This is a genomic window from Pseudomonas qingdaonensis, assembly GCF_018398475.1.
Taxonomy (GTDB): Bacteria; Pseudomonadota; Gammaproteobacteria; order Pseudomonadales; family Pseudomonadaceae; genus Aquipseudomonas; species Aquipseudomonas palmensis.
In genome coordinates this window covers 2057312-2075234 of sequence record NZ_CP074676.1, presented here as the reverse complement: position 1 = coordinate 2075234, position 17923 = coordinate 2057312, and the positions used below count along the sequence as shown (strand labels likewise).

Here is a 17923-nt window from a genome sequence, read left to right as displayed (position 1 = left end):
TAATTCAGTTGAAACCGCTGGTGGAAATGAAGTCGACGTCGGTTTTCGGCTCGCCGCGCATCAGCAGCTCGATCACCTGGCTCAGGGTCCGGCCTTCGAACAGGATGGCATGCAGGCCGGCTACCAGCGGCATGTACACCTGCACTTGCTCGGCCTTGGCCTTGAGCACCTTGAGGGTGTTGACCCCTTCGGCCACCTCGCCCAGGCGGTTGACCGCCTCGTCCAGGCTCAGCCCCTGGCCCAGGGCATGGCCGACCTGGTAGTTGCGGCTCTTGGGCGAAGAGCAGGTGACGATCAGGTCGCCGACACCGGCCAGGCCCAGGAACGTCATCGGGTTGGCGCCCTGGCTGACGGCGAAGCGGGTCATCTCGGCCAGCGCGCGGGTGATCAGCATGCTCTTGGTGTTCTCGCCCATGCCCAGCGCCACCGCCATGCCGGCGATGATGGCATAGACGTTCTTCAGGGCGCCGCCCAGCTCGACGCCAAAGCGGTCGTTGCTGGCATAGACACGGAAGGTACGCCCGTGCAGCACGGCCTGGACCCGCTGGCACAGCTGCTCGTCCTCGCTGGCGACCACGGTGGCGGTCAGCGCGTGCTCGGCCACCTCGCGGGCCAGGTTGGGCCCGGAGAGCACGCCGATGCGCGCCTGTGGGGCGATCTCTTCGAGAATCTGGCTCATCAGCTTGAAGGTGTGCGCCTCGATGCCCTTGGTCAGGCTCACCAGCAGCTTGTTGCTCAGCAGCTCGGCATGGGGCGCCAGCACGCTGCGCAGGGCGCTGGACGGCAAGGCGACGAAGATCAGCTCGCAGGCCTGCAGGGTGGCCAGCAGGTCGTTGACCGGCTCGACGCCCGGGTGGATCTTCACGCCCTTGAGGTAGCGCGGGTTTTCGCGGTTGTTGCGCATGGCCTCGGCTTGCTCGGGGTCGCGCATCCACTGCCGTACCTCGACACCATTCTCGGCCAGCAGGTTCGCCACGGCGGTACCAAAGCTCCCGCCTCCAAGAACTGCAACAGGCTGCTGTTCAGTCATATCCAATCCGTTAAAACCAATAAAGTGGCGACCCCCGCATTATACGGAGCGTTAAGGCCACGGCCAGCGCCAGATGTGCGATTGGACCGCAGCAATGCGGGTTTGATCGCTGGAAAAAGCCGGCTACTCGGTTAACATGCCCGCTCGATACCCGCCATCAAGGCCGCGCCGTGCATCTTGGCCCTCCCCCCTCGCGCCCGCTGGTTCTGCTGACTGCCCTGCTGGGCGGTCCGGCGGTGGCGGACGACCTGTTCGTCGACAGCCAGGCGCTGCCGCAGATCCTGACCGCCACCCGCCTCAGGCAGTCGCCGGCGGCGGTGCCCGGCAGCATGAGCGTGCTCGACAGTGAGCTGATCCGCGCCAGCGGCGCGCGCAACGTACCCGAACTGCTGCGCCTGGTGCCCGGCATGATGGTCGGATACGGCGCGGGCAACCAGCCGGCGGCCAACTACCACGGCAGCAGCGTCAACGATGCGCGGCGCATGCAGGTGCTGGTCGATGGCCGTTCGGTGTACCGCGCGGGGCTGGCGACGGTGGACTGGGGCGATATCCCGCTGGCACTGGAGGATATCGAGCGCATCGAGGTGTTCCGCGGGCCCAACACCGTCAGCTATGGCGCCAATGCACTGATGGCGGTGGTCAACATCCTCACCCGCAGCCCGGCCGACAGCCATGGCACGCGGCTCAAGGTGATCCGCGGCCAGCGCGGCATCGACGACTGGTACGCCAGCCAGGGCCTGGGCTGGGAAGGCGGCGACCTGCGCCTGTCGCTGTCGGGCCAGCAGGACGACGGCTTTGACCACAACGCGCAGGGCCAGCACTACCGCGATGGCCGCCGCCTGACCCGCCTGAGCCTGAGCGCCAGCCATGCGCTGAACGCCGAGCAGAGCCTGGACTGGCAGTTTTCCGCCAAGGAAGGCAGCGAGCAGCGCCCCTATGCCTACACCCCGGTGTTCCCCGGCGTTAGCGGCGCAGGGGCGAACGCCGACGTGAATGCCAAGGACTACGCCGCCTCGGTACGCTGGAACATCGACCTGGACCCGTGGCACAGTCTGTACCTGCAGGGTTCGGCGTTGCACTGGGATCGCCAGCAGGTGTGGCGCGCGTGCGATGCGGCCATCGCCTTCAGCCCGCAACTGGCGCAGCTGTGGCGGCTCAACCCGGGCTATACCGAACGCCTGGCCCGCAACATCGACGCGCCGATTCCTCCCGGCAGCGACCAGGAGCAGGCGCTGGCCCGCGAGGTCCGCCAGCAGTGGCACAACGGCGGTGCCAACCCGGTGTGCGGCGACATCGACCAGAGTACCCGCGAAAGCCGCCTGGACCTGGAGCTGCAGGACACCCTGAGCCTGAGCGACAGCCTGCGCCTGGTCAGCGGCGTCGCCTACCGCTACGACCGGGCCGACTCGCAGACCTACTACGATGGCAGCCTCGACGACACCACCTGGCGCCTGTTCGGCCAGCTCGAGTGGCGCGCCGACGAACACTGGATCGTGCAGGGCGGCGCGATGTTCGAGGACACCCGGCTGGCGGGCAGCTCGCTGGCCCCGCGCCTGGCCGTGAACTACCTGATCACCCCGCGCCACGGCCTGCGTGCGGTGTACTCGGAAGCGGTACGCTCGCCGGACATGTTCGAGAACAACGTCAACTGGAGCTACCGCGTCGACAACCTGCGCCCGGCCGCTTTCGGCCAGCGCCACGCCGAGTACTTCGTCACCACCCGCGGCCCGGGCGATCTCGACCAGGAACGCATGCGCTCGCAGGAGCTGGGCTACAACGGCTTTTTCAGCGAAATCGGCCTGAGCCTGGACATCAAGCTGTTCCATGACCAGCTCACCGGCATGGTCAGCGAACCGCTGCGCAACAACCGGCCCATCGCCAGCAACGCCAACAAGGCGCGTTTCACCGGCAGCGAGGCGCAACTGGACTGGCAACTGCGCAGTGCCGACCGCCTGCGCCTGACCTACGCCTATGTCGATGCCTGGGCCAGCAACCCCGATGACCGCCACCTCAGCGCACGCAACAGCGGATCGGCCGGCTGGCTGCGCGACTGGGGCCGAGGCTGGTCGAGCGCAGTGTTCTACTACGGCGACGACGCCCTCAACCAGTACCGCTTCGAGCGTGTCGACCTGCGCGTGGCCAGGCGCATCCCCATCCGCAACGCCAGCCTGGAGCTGGCCGGGATGCTTCAGCAACGCCTGGATGACGAGCCCACCAGCAACTGGCAGAACCGCTACGACAGCCGGCAGGTGCTGTACCTGAGCGCGGAGCTGGAATTCTGATGCGCCTGCTGCACGCTTGCCTGGTGCTGATGCTGGCGTGGCCGCTGAGCGCACTGGCGGCCGCAGACATTCTGGTTACCGCCGCCCAGGGCAATGCAGGCGTGCGCGACTTCGTCACCGCCCTGCGCGCGCAGCGCCCCACCGATCACGTGCGCTTCACCGCCGTGTCAGAACTGCCTGCCGGGCACAGGCTCAAGCCGGGCACGCGCCTGATTCTGCTCGACCTGGCCGCACTGGACTGGCGCCTGAAACAGGCCGAAGGCCCGCCAACGCTGGCCTTGCGGGTCAGCCGGGTACAGGCCAGCCGGCACCTGGGCGACCGACGCCCGTCCTACCTGAGCCTGCTGTGGAGCGACCCGCCGCCCGCGCGCCAGTTGCGCCTGGCCCACTACCTGCTGCCCCAGGCCAGGCGCATTGGTGTGCTATATACCGAGAACAGCCGGTTCCTGCTCGACGAGCTGCGCCAGGCGGCCAAGGCGCTGCGCCTTGAGATCATCGCCCAGGCCTGGCCCGACCCGCGTGACAATCGGCCGCTGCAGGCCGTGCTCAAAAACAGCGATGTGCTACTGGGCCTGGACGACCCACTGCTGTACAACGCCACCACGGCCAAGCACCTGCTGCTGAGCAGCTATGCACGCCAGGTCCCGCTGATCGGTCCGAATGCCGGGTTCGTGCGCGCCGGCGGGCTGGCCAGTACCCTGAGCGACCAGCATGACTGGCTGGCGGTGCTCGACCGCCTGCTCGACCAGCCGCCGGCGGCCTGGCCGCGGACGTTGTACCCCGAGCGATTTCGCGTGGCCGGCAACCAGCAGGTGGCCCGAGCCCTGGGCATCGAGGCGATAGACCCGGTGGCCGCACAACAGGCCGTGGCCGCAGGAGAGAAGCACCGATGAAAAAACTGACCTGGGACATCAGTACCCGCACCCAGATCATCAGCCTGGGGCCGGCCCTGCTGCTGACGTTGCTGCTGATCAGCTTCTTCACCTTCGTGCGCATCCAGGACTTGCGCCAGGAGCTCAACCATACCGGCCAGCTGATCGCCAACCAGCTGGCACCGGCCTCGGAATACGGGGTCATTTCGGGCAATGACGAAGTGCTCGAGAGCCTGATGCGCGCCACCCTGACCATCCCGCATGTGCGCTTTCTCGAAGTGCAGGACAGCGAAAACCACATCCTGGTGTATGTCGAGCAGGCCGACGAGCACGAGAACCGCCCCCAGCAGGTCGAGGTGTTCCAGGCGCCTATCCGCCTGCAGCGGATCTTCCTGGACAGCGATTTCCTGCACAACGGTGGCTCGGCCTCGACCCGCAAGGACGATTACCTGGGCCGGGTGATCGTGGGCATGTCCGATGACGCCTTCAACCAGCGCCAGCAGGAAATCGTGATCAAGGCCGCGATCCTGGCCCTGTTCGCCCTGCTGTTCACCTTCATCCTCGCACGGCGCCTGGCGCGCAGCCTGTCGCGTCCGATCAGCGACATGGGGCACGCGGTCAAGGCCATCCAGAAAGGCGACTTCAATGCGCCGCTGCCGGTGGTCGACGACAGCGAGCTGGGCCACCTGGCCCGCCACATCAACAACCTGGCCAGCGGCCTGGCACAGGCCAGCCACGAGCAGCAACAGGCCATCGCCCAGCTGATCCAGGCCCGCGAGGAAGCGGAACAGGCGAACAAGGCCAAGTCGGACTTCCTGGCGATGATGAGCCACGAGCTGCGCACCCCCATGAACGGGGTGCTGGGCATGCTGCAACTGCTGCAGACCACCGCGCTGAGCGAAGAACAGAGCGAGTACGCGGCCGTGGCCAGCGAGTCCACCGGCCATCTGCTCAAGGTGATCAACGACATCCTCGACTTCTCGCGGATCGAGCGCACGACGCTGGAGCTGGAGCACATCGAGTTCAACCTGGCCGAGCTGCTGGGCAGTTGCACGCAGTCGTTCCAGCATGTCGCCCAGCAGCGCGGATTGCTGCTGCTGGCGCCACTGCCGCCGGGCATGGAACAGTTGCGCGTGGCCGGCGACCCGACCCGCATCCGCCAGGTGCTGGTGAACCTGATCGGCAACGCGCTGAAGTTCACCGAACACGGCAGCGTGCAGATCGAACCGCGCTGGCAGGTACTGGACCGACAACTGATCTGGTTCACCTGTGCGGTGCGCGATACCGGCATCGGTATCGACAGCGAGCGCCTGGAAACCATGTTCGTTGCCTTCCAGCAGGCCGACAGTTCTATTTCACGACGTTACGGCGGTACCGGCCTGGGGCTGTCTATCGCCCGCACCCTGACCGAGCGCATGGGCGGCACGCTGCGTGCCGAAAGCCGTGAAGGCAGGGGCTCGACCTTTACCCTGGAAATGCCGCTGGCGCTATGCATGCAGCAGAACCCCACGCTGCCTGCGCCCAGGGCCGACAACAGTGACCCTGGCCAGGGCCGACGCATCCTGCTGGTGGAGGACAACCCGGTGAACCAGGCCGTGACCCAGGCCATGCTGCGCAGCCTGGGGTTCGAGGTGTGCGTGGCCGCCGATGGCGCCCAGGCGGTGGCGCTGGCCAGCCGCCAGCGCTTTGCCGCCACGCTGATGGATTGCCGCCTGCCGGTCATCGACGGCTACGAGGCCACCCGGCGCATCCGCCAGATCCCCCATGCCGCAGCCATGCCGATCATCGCCCTGACTGCCAACGCGCTGCAGGGCGATCGCGAACGCTGCCTGGCCGCCGGCATGAACGACTACCTGACCAAGCCGTTCAAACGCATTGATCTGCAGCAGATTCTGCAACGCTGGCTGCCCGCACAGGCATCTGTGACTGGCGATAAATGCTAAAGTGCGGCAGTCTTACAGACTGAACCGGGCCCTTGCCGGGCTTGTCATAAAAATTTCAGTGCACAAGTGTACATCTTCGTCCCCTGTGCTGTGACTTTCACTACAACGCAATAGTCTATGTGTAGGCTGCCGCCCCAAGCCTGAGGCTTTTGGGTCGGTCGGGAAGATCTACCCCGTGCCGCACGGTGACTATTGAGGAGCTCGCATGACCAAACAAAACGCCTTTACCCGGGAAGACCTGCTGCGCTGCAGTCGCGGTGAGCTGTTCGGCCCAGGTAACGCGCAACTGCCCGCCCCTAACATGCTGATGGTGGATCGCATCACGCACATCAGCCAAGAGGGTGGCAAGTACGGCAAAGGTGAGTTGGTCGCCGAGCTGGATATCAGTCCAGACCTGTGGTTCTTCGCCTGCCATTTCGAAGGCGACCCGGTGATGCCAGGCTGCCTGGGCCTGGATGCCATGTGGCAGCTGGTCGGATTCTTCCTGGGCTGGCAAGGCCTGCCAGGCCGTGGCCGGGCCCTGGGTTCGGGCGAAGTGAAGTTCTTCGGTCAGGTACTGCCGACCGCCAAGAAAGTCACCTATAACATCCACATCAAGCGCGTCCTGAAAGGCAAGCTGAACATGGCCATCGCCGATGGCTCGGTCAGCGTCGACGGCCGCGAGATCTACACCGCCGAAGGCCTTCGGGTCGGTGTATTTACCTCCACTGAAAATTTCTAAGGGTTATTCGCATGCGCCGCGTCGTAATCACAGGTCTGGGCATCGTATCGTGCCTGGGCAATGACAAAGAGACCGTCTCCGAAAACCTGCGTAAAAGCCGTCCGGGCATCCGTTTCAACCCGGAATACAAGGAAATGGGGCTGCGCAGCCAGGTTTCCGGTTCCATCGACCTCAACCTCGAAGAGCTGATCGACCGCAAGGTCTATCGCTTCGTCGGCCACGCAGCCGCCTACGCCTACCTGGCGATGCAGGACGCGATCAAGGACTCGGGCCTGAGCGAAGAGCAGGTGTCCAACCCGCGCACCGGTCTGATCGCCGGTTCCGGCGGCGCCTCGACCCTGAACCAGATGGAAGCGCTGGACATCCTGCGCGAAAAAGGCGTCAAGCGCGTCGGCCCATACCGCGTTACCCGCACCATGAGCAGCACCGTGTCGGCGTGCCTGGCCACCCCGTTCAAGATCAAGGGCCTGAACTACTCCATCGCCTCGGCGTGCGCCACCAGCGCGCACTGCATCGGTACCGCGATGGAACAGATCCAGATGGGCAAGCAGGACGTGGTGTTCGCCGGTGGCGGTGAAGAAGAGCACTGGAGCCAGTCGTTCCTGTTCGACGCCATGGGCGCACTGTCCAGCAAGCGCAACGACACCCCGGAAAAAGCCTCGCGCGCCTACGATGCCGACCGTGACGGTTTCGTCATCGCCGGCGGTGGCGGCATGGTAGTGGTCGAGGAGCTGGAGCACGCTCTGGCCCGTGGCGCGAAGATCTACGCCGAAATCGTTGGCTACGGCGCGACCTCCGACGGTTACGACATGGTTGCCCCAAGTGGCGAAGGCGCGATCCGCTGCATGCAGCAGGCGCTGTCCACCGTCGACACCCCGATCGACTACCTGAACACCCACGGCACCTCGACCCCGGTCGGTGACGTTGCCGAAATGAAGGGTGTGCGTGAAGTGTTCGGCGACAAGGCCCCGGCCATCAGCTCCACCAAGAGCCTGTCGGGCCACTCGCTGGGCGCTGCCGGCGTTCACGAGGCGATCTACTGCATGCTGATGATGGAAGGCAACTTCATTGCCGGCTCCGCCAACATCGACGAGCTGGACCCGGAAGTGGCCGACCTGCCAGTTCTGCGCGAAACCCGCGAAAATGCCAAGATCGACACCGTGATGAGCAACAGCTTCGGTTTCGGCGGCACCAATGCCACCCTGGTGCTCAAGCGCTGGGCTGGCAAGTAAGCAAGGGCTCGCCCCTGCTGTAGAAACGCCCCGACTGGTTCGGGGCGTTTTTGTTTGCGGCTTTCGGGGCAATTGGCCGGCAAGGCCGGCTCCTGCAGGGCACGCGATGCCTGTAGGGGCCGGCCTTGCCGGCCAAAGGCGTTACACCGAAAACCTGCCCACCAGCGTATTGAGCTCGATGGCCAGCTGCGACAACGCCTGGCTCGCCGCGCTGGTCTGGTTGGCCCCCGCCGAGCTCTGCAGCGCCAGGTCGCGGATGTTGGTCAGGTTGCGGTCCACCTCCCGCGCCACCTGTGCCTGCTGTTCGGACGCACTGGCGATCACCAGGTTGCGCTCGTTGATCAGGCTGATGGCCGTGGCAATCTCTTCCAGCGCCGTACCCGCCGCATGCGCGCCATCCAGGGTGCCCTGGGCACGCTGGTTGGTCTGCTGCATGCCCTCCACCGCCCGGTCGGTACCCTCCTGGATGCCACCGATCATCTGTTCGATTTCCCGTGTCGACTGCTGGGTACGATGAGCCAGTGCCCGTACCTCGTCGGCCACCACTGCAAAACCGCGCCCGGCATCCCCCGCCCGCGCCGCCTCGATGGCCGCGTTCAGGGCCAGCAGGTTGGTCTGCTCGGCGATCGAACCGATCACATCCAGCACCTTGGTGATGCCGTGCACCTGCTCGGCCAACTGCCCGACTTCCGCGGCATTGGCGGTAACGCCATCGGCCAGCGCCTCGATCGACGCTACCGTGAGGCGCACCTGCTCGCGCCCCTGACGGGCAATGCGATCGGACTCGGTCGAGGCCTGGGAGGTGGCCACCGCATTGCTCGCCACCTCTTCCACCGCGGCGGTCATCTGGTTCACGGCGGTGGCGGCCTGCTCGATTTCCTGGGTCTGCTGGTGCAGGCCGCGGGTAGCGTCCTCGGTCACTGCGCTGAGCTCTTCGGACGCCGAGGCCAGCTGGTTGGACGAATCGGAAATACGCCCGATGGTATCGCGCAGGCTCTGCTGCATCTGCTTGAGGGCCGCCTGCAAGCGCGCCGGCTCGTCACTGCCCTCCACGTTGATCTGCGGGGTCAGGTCGCCGGTGGCGACCACCTCGGCCACCTGCAGCGATTGCGCCAGCGGGCGCACGATACTGCGGGTCAAGGTCAGCGCCAGCACAACGGTGAGCACCAGTGCGGCCACCAGCAGGCCGACCACCCACACGCGGGCACGCTCATACACCGTGCCGGCAAGCTCGGTGGCCATGTTGGCGTGATGGTTGTTGAGGGCGATCAGCTCGTTGAGGGTGGTGGTGAGCTGATCGGCCAGCTGGTTCATCTCACCGTTGACCAGCGCCACCGCCTCCGTTGTCTGGCCCTGCAGGGCCATCTGCACTACCCGTGCCTGATAGCCCAGGTACTGCTGCTCGAGCTTGAGGTAGCGGTCGAACAGCGCCTGCTCCTCGGGCAATGCAATCAGGGCCTGGTAGCGTTGCTGTTCCTTGCCCAGCTCGCCCTTGATCTGCTCGATGCGTGAATGGGTCTGCTGCTGCGCGGCGTTGTCGCTGTTGAGCAGCAGGCGCAGGGTCAGTGCCCGTATCCGGAACATGTCCTGGCTGATCTGCCCCACCGAGATCACACTGGGCAGCCAGTTGCTGTCGACCTGTTCGGACTGCTGGCGCATGCTGCTCATCTGCAGGAGCGAGAAGGCCCCCAATGCAAACACCAGCAACGCTACCAGACCAAACCCCAGACCTGCCCGCGGCGCAATGTTCAAACGTCTCAAGCTCATCTTCCGGTTCCCTCCAAAAGCGCTGCATCGGTCATGCAGCTGACGTGCTTATTAGAAGGTATCGGCCCTTGAGATTTTTGCGTAAGACGAAAAAGTGATATCAAAACGCCTTGTCATTGCGAGCGCAGGCGGCGCATGCCTCATTGCACGATGAAGCGCTGCTCGGCCAGCAGGCGGTCCCCCTGGAACACCATGAAGTGCCACTGGCCCGGTACCACTTCGTGGTGCTCGGTAAATTCATAGGCCATGACATCCTGCGCGGCCCCCGGTACCAGCTTCTGCACCACCTCGAACTTGTCATGGCGCTGGCCGTCGGGGGTGATCACCCCGGGGGTCAGGTACAGCAGCGTCAGGGGCGTGTCTTCGGCCACCTTGCCTTCAAGGCGATAGCGCAGGCCGAATTTGCTGCCAAGACGGGCCGGCACTCGGTCGGTGTGCTCCAGGGTCTGGCTGGTCTGGGTCAATACCCGTTCACCGGGCTGGAAGTCCTGGTGGCGGGTCTGGAACACGCCGTACTCCACCGGCCCCTGCACCCGCACCTCTGCACCGGCCACCGCACTCACCAGCATCAGCGCGGCCAGGGCGCCCAAACGACTCTTCGACATACTGCTCTCCATCAGGTTGATGGCGGCAGGCTATGGGGCTTGCATGACAGGCTGATGACATCAGCGTGACCTGGGCAGTACCGCGAGAAAGTTGTCCTTGGCCACCTTGTGCGCCACGGCCTCGGGCAAGGCATCCAGGAACCGGTCGAACCCGTGCAGTTGCTCGCCCAGGCTGGCGAAGCGGCCGACCACATCGGAACCGAGCATGAAACGCTCGGGGAAGCGCTCCACCAGCGCAACCCATTCGGGCCGTGGCACGCCCTTGTCGTCCAGCAGGTAGGGTTCGAGCACGCTCCACGACAGGTCGATGTACAGGTTCGAATAACGCTCGAGCATGCGCGTCAGGGTCGGCAGCAGAAAGTCCAGCTGGGTCTGGTGGCGGTGAATCTCCATGCTGGTGCCGGCGTGGGCCCAGATGAAACGGGTATCGGGGTGCTCGCGCAGGGGCTGCTCGATCTCTTCCAGGTACAGCGGGTTGCGTTCGCGCTTGGAGGTGATGTTGGAGTGGATCAGCACCGGCATGTCGTGCCTGGCCGCCAGCTGATAGATGAGGCCCAGCGCCTCGTTGTTGGCCCGTGGCGTGTCGCCGCTGGTCAACGCCGTCAGGTCGTCGTGGCGGGTGAATACTTCTCCGATGCCCTGCCACAGGCCGGGAAACAGCTCGAGCATACGCTCGATATGGGTGGCCGCGTTCTTGTCCACCGGGTTGAAGCCGGTCAGAAACGGGTGAAAGCGCTGGCGCTGCTGCTCGGGCAACTGTTGCAGCGCCGCTGCCACATAGATGTCGGTGGCGCTGTACCAGTAGGCTGCGGCATCATCGCCGGCGTAGTAGCGCGGGCGCTTGGGCTCGTCTTCATGCCATTTCTTGGCCACCGCCACACCCGAGATCATCGACTGATCGATACGCGCCGCATCCATGGCCTTGAGCAACTCGTCCATGCCGGCGCTTTCCTGAAAGAAATCGACATAATGCAGGTGCGCGTCGCTGTAGCGGTACTCCCGCGCCTGGGCCATGCCCGACAGCGTCACCGACAGCAACAGGCACCCCAGCGTCCTGGCCCACATCGCAATCCCCTTGTGCAATTGACCCAGGGTAGACCTGCCGCCGGGCGCAACGGTTCAGCCCGGGCACCGGGCAGGTTATGCTTCCAATTATTTCCATCGCCCTGGTGCCCCTGATGAACCCTCCCCTGGTAATCCGCCCGCGCGCCGAATCCGTCGAAGGCCAACCCATCCTGCGCCCGCTGCCTTCGGCACGGCGGCGCAGCGTCGGGCCGTTCGTGTTCTTCGATCACATGCTGGCGACCGACTACCCGCCCGGGCGTGGCATGGACATTCGCCAGCACCCGCACATCGGCCTGTCCACCCTCACCTACCTGTTCGAAGGCCAGTTGCAGCACAAGGACAGCCTGGGCTCGGATCAGCGCGTGGGGGCCGGCGAGGTGAGCTGGATGACCGCCGGCAGCGCCGTGGCGCATATCGAGCGCACCCCGCCGGAGCTGCTGGGTCAGCCCAAGCGCCTGCACGGGCTGCAGGTGTGGCTGGCCTCGCCAAAGGATCACGAACAGGGGCCGGGACACTACAGCCATCACCCGGCGGCCAGCTTGCCGAGCAGCGATGCGCTGGGGGTGAGTATCCGCATGATCGCGGGCACGGGGTTTTGCCTGACCTCGCCAGTGCCGGTGTTGTCAGCGACCCTGTATGCCGAGGTGCGCATGCAGGCGGCGAGCACGCTGCTGATTCCCGCCGAACACGCTGAACGGGCGGTTTATGTACTCGACGGTGAGGCGAGCCTTGACGATCAGCCACTGGAGCCGTGCAGCCTGGTGGTGCTGCCCGAAGGCGAAGCGATGAGCCTGTACGCCGACAGCGAATGCCACCTGGTGATCATTGGCGGCGACGCACTGGACGGGCCGCGGCGGATGAACTGGAACTTCGTCGCCAGTGACCCGGCGCTGATCGAGCAGGCACGGGCACGCTGGGCGGCCGGGGATTGGCCGGTGGTACCGGGCGAGATCGGGCGAATCGAGTTGCCTTGAGATTCGCCGGCAAGGCCGGCTCCTGCAGAGGCAGGAGCGGGCTTGCCAGCGAAGAGGCCATCAGGCCTGGAACACTTCCCGCAGCAGGTTGTGCATCGCCTGGAACGCGCGCTTGGACGTCCTGGCGTCGTACTTCATCTTGCCTGGCACGTTCGCTGCGGGGTCGGTGAACGAATGCACCGCGCCTCCGTAGCTCACCAGCTGCCAGTCAGCCTTGGCCGCATCCATCTCGGCCTCGAAGGCAGGCAGTTGCTCGCGCGGCACGAGCGGGTCGGCTGCACCGTGCAACACCAGCAACGCTGCCGACACCTTGCCCTCCTGGGCCGGCAGCGGCGTGTCCAGCGTACCGTGGAACGACACCGCAGCGCGCAGACGCTGGTCTTCACGGGCCAGCTCCAGTGCGCAGCAACCGCCGAAGCAGAAGCCGAAGGTGGCCAGCTTGCCCGGCGCAAGCACTGCCTTCGATTGCCCCAGCAACTGATCCAGCGCCGCCTTCATGCGTTTGCGCAGCTCGACCCGATCATTTTTCAGCGGCATCATCGCCGCCCCCGCTTCATCCATGTTGGATGGGCGCAGCGTCTGCCCATACAGGTCAGCCAGCAGCACCACATAGCCCTGGGCCGCCACCTCCCTGGCAATGCGCTCGGCGCCCTCGCCGATGCCCATCCAGTTCGGCGCCATCACCAGGCCCGGCTGTTCCTTGGCGCCGTGGGTATACACCAGGCGGCTTTCGTACACCTTGCCGTCAAGCTTGTACACCAGCGACTCGATCGTCACGTTGCTCATGAACCCCTCCTTGCACAATGAAAAAAGCCCGCCGAAGCGGGCTTTCCTGCAACTGCTTACGCCGACAGTTCGACCAGCAGCTTGTTCAGTCGACGCACATACGCCGCCGGATCCTTGAGGCTGTCGCCCGCCGCCAGGGCGGCCTGATCGAAGAGGATATGCGAGAAGTCGGCGAAACGGTCTTCGCTCTGCTCGTTGTCCAGCTTCTCGATCAGCGGGTGACCCGGGTTGAATTCGAAGATCGGCTTGGAGTCCGGCACCTTCTGCCCGCTGGCTTCGAGGATCTGGCGCATCTGCAGGCCCATGTCCTGTTCACCGATGGCCAGGATCGCCGGCGAATCGGTCAGGCGGTGCGACACGCGCACTTCGCTGACGGTATCGCCCAGCGCGGCTTTCAGACGCTCGACCAGGCCTTCCTTGTCCTTGGCCACTTCTTCCTGAGCCTTCTTGTCCTCCTCGGAGTCCAGCTTGCCCAGGTCCAGGTCGCCACGGGCGACGTCGACGAAGCCCTTGCCGTCGAACTCGCTCAGGTAGCTCATCAGCCACTCGTCGATGCGGTCGGTCAGCAGCAGCACTTCGATGCCTTTCTTGCGGAAGACTTCCAGGTGCGGGCTGTTGCGTACCTGCGCGTAGGACTCGCCGGTGAGGAAATAGATCTTGTCCTGACCTTCCTTGGCACGTGCCAGGTAGTCGGCCAGGGACACGCTCTGCTCGCCGCTGTCGTCATGGGTGGAGGCAAAGCGCAGCAGGCCGGCGATCTTCTCCTTGTTGGCGAAGTCTTCCGCCGGGCCTTCCTTGAGCACCTGGCCAAAGTTCTTCCAGAAGCCCTTGTACTGCTCAGGCTCGTTCTTGGCCAGCTTCTCGAGCATGTCCAGCACGCGCTTGGTCAGCGCCGACTTCATCGAATCGATGATCGGGTCTTTCTGCAGAATCTCGCGCGACACGTTCAGCGACAGGTCGTTGGAGTCGACCACACCCTTGATGAAGCGCAGGTACAAGGGCAGGAACGATTCGGCCTGGTCCATCACGAACACGCGCTGCACGTACAGCTTCAGGCCGCGTGGCGCTTCACGCTGGTACAGGTCGAACGGCGCACGGGCCGGCACGTACAGCAGCGAGGTGTACTCCAGCTTGCCTTCGACCTTGTTGTGGCTCCAGGCCAGCGGGTTTTCGAAATCGTGGCCGATGTGCTTGTAGAACTCCTGGTATTCCTCGTCCTTGATCTCGGTACGCGGACGGGTCCACAGCGCGCTGGCACGGTTGACGGTTTCCCACTCCACGGCCGGCTGCTCTTCGCCTTCGGCGGCAGTCGCTTCCTTGGGCAGTTCGATCGGCAGGGCGATATGGTCGGAGTACTTCTTGATGATGTTGCGCAGGCGCCAGCCATCGGCGAATTCGTCTTCACCTTTTTTCAGGTGCAGCACGATGCGCGTACCGCGCTCGGCCTTGTCCACGGTGGCGACTTCGAACTCGCCCTCGCCCTTGGACGACCAGTGCACGCCCTCGCTCGCCGGAGTACCGGCGCGGCGGCTGTAGACATCGACCTGGTCGGCGACGATGAACGCCGAGTAGAAGCCCACACCGAACTGGCCGATCAGGTGCGAGTCTTTCTTCTGGTCACCGGTGAGGTTCTTCATGAAGTCGGCAGTGCCGGACTTGGCGATGGTGCCCAGGTGGGTGATCACGTCATCGCGGTTCATGCCGATGCCGTTGTCTTCCAGGGTGACGGTGTTGGCCGCCTTGTCGAAGCTCACGCGAATCTTCAGGTCGCTGCCGCCCTCGAGCAGCTCGGGCTTGGCCAGGGCTTCGAAGCGCAGTTTGTCGACGGCGTCGGAGGCGTTGGAAATCAATTCGCGAAGGAAGATTTCCTTGTTCGAGTACAGCGAATGGATCATGAGGTGCAGCAGCTGCTTCACCTCGGTCTGGAAGCCCAGGGTTTCTTTTTGAGTTTCCACACTCATGGTCTTCAACACTCCGATCTGATGGCAGTAGTCACTCGGGCCGACGGCCCCCGCGGGGCAGCGTCCGGCCTTTCGTGGCGGGATGAACAGCAGATGGGGGCTGGCATATCTATTTCAAGGGCACGGGCAGTTCTTTGATCTTGAAATGCGCACGGGCCGTGGCGATGGGCTGGTCCGGGTCGCCCTGCCAGGCGGTGATCGCGACGTTGGTCACCCGCCGGCCCTGGCGCCACAGCTGGCACCGCGCATAGGTATCGCGGTACAGGCCGGCGCGCAGGTAATCGATGGAAAAGTCGATGATCCTGGGAATGCTCGCGCTTTCGCTGAAAATCAGCAGGTACAGCGCCGCCGACAGTTCCATGAACCCGGCGATCACCCCCCCATGAATCGCCGGCAGCAACGGGTTGCCGATATTGTCGGCACTGGCCGGCAGGCAGAACAGCAGGTCGTCGCCGTCACGGCAGCACTGGATGCCGATCAGGCTGGCGTAGGGGATCAGTTGCAGCAATGGCGCGTAGTTGCCCTGGGCATGCGCCTGGCGCAGCTGTGCATGCACGTCCGCGGGAATCATTGCGCCACCGCCTTGAGCTGCCGGCCAAAGCCCAGGCCGCCCTTGATGTCCTTGCCCAGGCGCATGTAGGTGCCCACCACCTGGGCAATCGGCTCGCCGGGGTCGTCCTGGTAGGCGCAGCCGCGGATGAAGATCACATCGCGGGTGACCCGGTAGCACTGCGCCTGGCCATACACCGCCTTGTCGGCCTGCCCCGGGTGCATGTAGTCGATGCGCAGGTCCAGGGTCGGGCACACCTCGAACTCGGCCAGGGCGCACAGGGTGGCCATGCCCAGCGCAGTGTCCATCAGCGTGGTGATTGCACCGCCATGGATCGCGCCGCTCTGCGGGTTACCCACGATCTGCGGCGAGTACGGCAGGCACAGCGTGATGCCGTCGGCATCGGCGCGCTCTACGCGCATCTTCAACAACTGGCAATGGCGCAGCGCTGAAAGAAAACGTTCGGCCTGGGCCATCAACGGTGACGGTTCATTCACGGTCAGCTCCTTGTGCAATAACTCAGGTGCTGCATAAGCCTGAGGGAAAGTCTATATGGATCCGGCACTTATATATGTGCAAACGACGCGGAACTTATGTCGCTTACTTGAACTCAGATAATTCAAGCAACTCTATTCCACAAGGAGAAACACCCCATGCGTAAACCCATTGCCTTTGCCGTTATGCTGGCCGCCGCCCTGGGCCTCGCTGCTTGCGATAAAGCCAGCGAAAACAAAGCCCAGGACGCTCAAGAACATGCCGAGCAAGCCCAGAAGAAAATGGACGACGCTCAGGATAAGATGAACGACGCCGCCAAAGAAAACGCCGAAGCCGCCAAAGACAGTGCTGAAGCCGAACAAAAGCGTGCAGAAGAAAACAACCAGGCCGCTCCTGTGACGCCAGCACCAGAAGCCGCCCCGGCAGAACCTGCCAAGTAAGCAACTGCGCTTTAATGAAAAAACCCGACTCAGGTCGGGTTTTTTCATGTCAGGCCAGAAGTTGGCGAAAGGTCGGGCTGAGCATCAGCAACAATGAACAGATCAGCCCGATCGACCAGACCAGGCTGCGCTGCCACGCAAAGTCATACCAATACAGCGGCAGGTAGATGATCCGCGCGATCACGAAGATGATCGCCAGGGTATCGATCAGAAAACCCTGGGTCTGGGTGGTGTGCGCCATCAATACACCTACGGCGAACAACATGAATGCTTCGAAACTGTTCTGGTGCGCCGCCACCGCCCGGGCGCCCATGCCGGTCAGTTGCGCCTGCTGGCTGCGCGGCAGGTGGTTGTCGTAGCTGCCCTGTTGCTTCATCGCACGCGCCACCGGCACCCGCGCCACATAGATCAGCAGTGCGCTGATCAACACACACCAGAACGGAATACTCATGCGACCGGTTCCTTGTTCGGCTCAGGCAATGGCGCCTCTGTAGGGGTATAGACCATCACGTCGAGCACGTCGGAATGAAACTCGCGGCGGTACAGCACCAGTACTACCCCGGTGCTCATCAGCACCAGCAGCCAGGGGCTGATGAACCAGCTGAGCAAGGCCATGCCGAAATAGTACGAGCGCAGCCCGAAGTTGAACTGGTTGGCCGCCAGCGAGATAACCCGCGCCCCGCGCAGAGCGAAGGCCTTGCGCTCCTGCTCGCTGACCTGACGCTCGCCGATCATCGGTGCCGAGCCCACCAGCACGGCGGCGAAGTTGTACTGGCGCATGCACCAGCTGAAGGTGAAGAAGGCGTACACGAACACCATCGCCAGGCATAACAGTTTGATTTCGGACATGCCCTGGGATGTCTGCTGTACCAGCGGCAGGTCGGCCAGCAGCGACCAGGCACGGTCCGAGGCGCCCAGCACGGTGAGGATACCGGCCAGGATGATCAGGGTGCTGGAGGCGAAGAACGATGCGTTGCGCTCCAGGTTGCCGATCACGCTGGCGTCGGCGATGCGGTTGTCGCGCAGCAGCATGCGGCGCATCCAGTCCTCGCGGTACAGGTGCATGACGCTGGCCAGGCAGGCGGTATCACGGGCCTTCCAGCTGGCGTAGCGGGTGTAGCCGCCCCAGCAGGCAACGAACCAGCAGGCGGCAAACAGGTTGATCAGGTTGTTCTGGATGAAGCTCATGGCGCTCCCGAA

General features: G+C 64.3%; 17 protein-coding genes. 7 read left to right on the top strand and 10 right to left on the bottom strand.

Annotated elements, in window-relative coordinates; genetic code table 11:
- Positions 1-4: 4 nt before the first annotated feature.
- On the bottom strand, positions 5-1030 hold the full coding sequence (locus KH389_RS09435) for an NAD(P)H-dependent glycerol-3-phosphate dehydrogenase (protein WP_043863116.1): 1026 nt from the start codon (positions 1028-1030) through the stop codon (positions 5-7).
- A 170-nt stretch (positions 1031-1200) separates the two neighbouring features.
- Here KH389_RS09435 and KH389_RS09430 point away from each other — a divergent pair, with 170 nt between their 5' ends.
- The 5 genes from KH389_RS09430 to fabB all read left to right on the top strand — a co-directional run bounded on the left by KH389_RS09430 (position 1201) and on the right by fabB (position 8080).
- Positions 1201-3312: a TonB-dependent receptor plug domain-containing protein gene (locus KH389_RS09430; protein WP_123752249.1), complete on the top strand. Its 2112-nt coding sequence runs from the start codon at positions 1201-1203 to the stop codon at positions 3310-3312.
- Entirely contained in the window at positions 3312-4205 is an 894-nt protein-coding gene (locus tag KH389_RS09425; protein ID WP_043863118.1) for an ABC transporter substrate-binding protein, read from the top strand. The genes KH389_RS09430 and KH389_RS09425 overlap by 1 nt, the downstream gene beginning before the upstream one ends.
- The gene (locus KH389_RS09420; protein ID WP_116053358.1) at positions 4202-6127 is read left to right on the top strand and encodes an ATP-binding protein; all 1926 of its coding nucleotides are present in this window, start codon (positions 4202-4204) and stop codon (positions 6125-6127) included. Before KH389_RS09425 ends, KH389_RS09420 begins: the two co-directional genes overlap by 4 nt.
- A 205-nt stretch (positions 6128-6332) precedes the next feature.
- On the top strand, positions 6333-6848 hold the full coding sequence (gene fabA, locus KH389_RS09415; RefSeq protein ID WP_043863120.1) for a 3-hydroxyacyl-[acyl-carrier-protein] dehydratase FabA: 516 nt from the start codon (positions 6333-6335) through the stop codon (positions 6846-6848).
- Positions 6849-6859: 11 nt separating this feature from the next.
- On the top strand, positions 6860-8080 hold the full coding sequence (gene fabB / locus KH389_RS09410; RefSeq protein WP_054915677.1) for a beta-ketoacyl-ACP synthase I: 1221 nt from the start codon (positions 6860-6862) through the stop codon (positions 8078-8080).
- Between the two features lie 141 nt (positions 8081-8221).
- Here the strand turns inward: fabB and KH389_RS09405 are convergent, their stop codons facing one another.
- The 3 genes from KH389_RS09405 to KH389_RS09395 form a co-directional block, all read right to left on the bottom strand.
- The gene (locus KH389_RS09405; RefSeq protein WP_123752250.1) at positions 8222-9847 is read right to left on the bottom strand and encodes a methyl-accepting chemotaxis protein; all 1626 of its coding nucleotides are present in this window, start codon (positions 9845-9847) and stop codon (positions 8222-8224) included.
- 140 nt (positions 9848-9987) lie between these two features.
- A complete protein-coding gene (locus KH389_RS09400; protein ID WP_078480459.1) occupies positions 9988-10452 on the bottom strand; it encodes a DUF3859 domain-containing protein in 465 nt (154 codons plus the stop codon).
- 60 nt (positions 10453-10512) lie between these two features.
- Positions 10513-11517, bottom strand: coding sequence for an amidohydrolase family protein (locus KH389_RS09395; RefSeq protein ID WP_104572267.1), 1005 nt, complete (start codon positions 11515-11517; stop codon positions 10513-10515).
- Between the two features lie 113 nt (positions 11518-11630).
- Between KH389_RS09395 and KH389_RS09390 the strand changes: the two genes are divergently transcribed.
- Positions 11631-12491, top strand: a complete 861-nt coding sequence (locus KH389_RS09390) for a pirin family protein (protein ID WP_213607255.1) — start codon at positions 11631-11633, stop codon at positions 12489-12491.
- Between the two features lie 60 nt (positions 12492-12551).
- On the opposite strand, the gene KH389_RS09385 is transcribed toward KH389_RS09390, so the two are convergent.
- The 4 genes from KH389_RS09385 to KH389_RS09370 form a co-directional block, all read right to left on the bottom strand.
- Positions 12552-13277 carry a dienelactone hydrolase family protein gene (locus KH389_RS09385; RefSeq protein WP_116053355.1) on the bottom strand — a complete coding sequence of 242 codons (726 nt, stop codon included), beginning with the start codon at positions 13275-13277 and terminating at the stop codon, positions 12552-12554.
- Positions 13278-13333: 56 nt separating this feature from the next.
- Positions 13334-15238 (bottom strand): molecular chaperone HtpG, encoded by a 1905-nt coding sequence (gene htpG, locus KH389_RS09380; protein ID WP_054915672.1) that lies wholly within the window; start codon positions 15236-15238, stop codon positions 13334-13336.
- Positions 15239-15347: 109 nt separating this feature from the next.
- Complete coding sequence (locus tag KH389_RS09375; protein ID WP_213607254.1) at positions 15348-15809, bottom strand: PaaI family thioesterase; 462 nt, start codon at positions 15807-15809, stop codon at positions 15348-15350.
- Complete coding sequence (locus tag KH389_RS09370) at positions 15806-16264, bottom strand: PaaI family thioesterase (protein ID WP_078480455.1); 459 nt, start codon at positions 16262-16264, stop codon at positions 15806-15808. The genes KH389_RS09375 and KH389_RS09370 overlap by 4 nt, the downstream gene beginning before the upstream one ends.
- Before the next feature lie 177 nt (positions 16265-16441).
- Here KH389_RS09370 and KH389_RS09365 point away from each other — a divergent pair, with 177 nt between their 5' ends.
- The gene (locus tag KH389_RS09365) at positions 16442-16723 is read left to right on the top strand and encodes a hypothetical protein (protein WP_043863130.1); all 282 of its coding nucleotides are present in this window, start codon (positions 16442-16444) and stop codon (positions 16721-16723) included.
- A gap of 49 nt (positions 16724-16772) precedes the next feature.
- Here the strand turns inward: KH389_RS09365 and KH389_RS09360 are convergent, their stop codons facing one another.
- Entirely contained in the window at positions 16773-17174 is a 402-nt protein-coding gene (locus KH389_RS09360; RefSeq protein ID WP_054915670.1) for an MAPEG family protein, read from the bottom strand.
- Positions 17171-17911: a DUF599 domain-containing protein gene (locus tag KH389_RS09355; RefSeq protein ID WP_054915669.1), complete on the bottom strand. Its 741-nt coding sequence runs from the start codon at positions 17909-17911 to the stop codon at positions 17171-17173. Before KH389_RS09355 ends, KH389_RS09360 begins: the two co-directional genes overlap by 4 nt.
- Positions 17912-17923 lie beyond the last annotated feature (12 nt).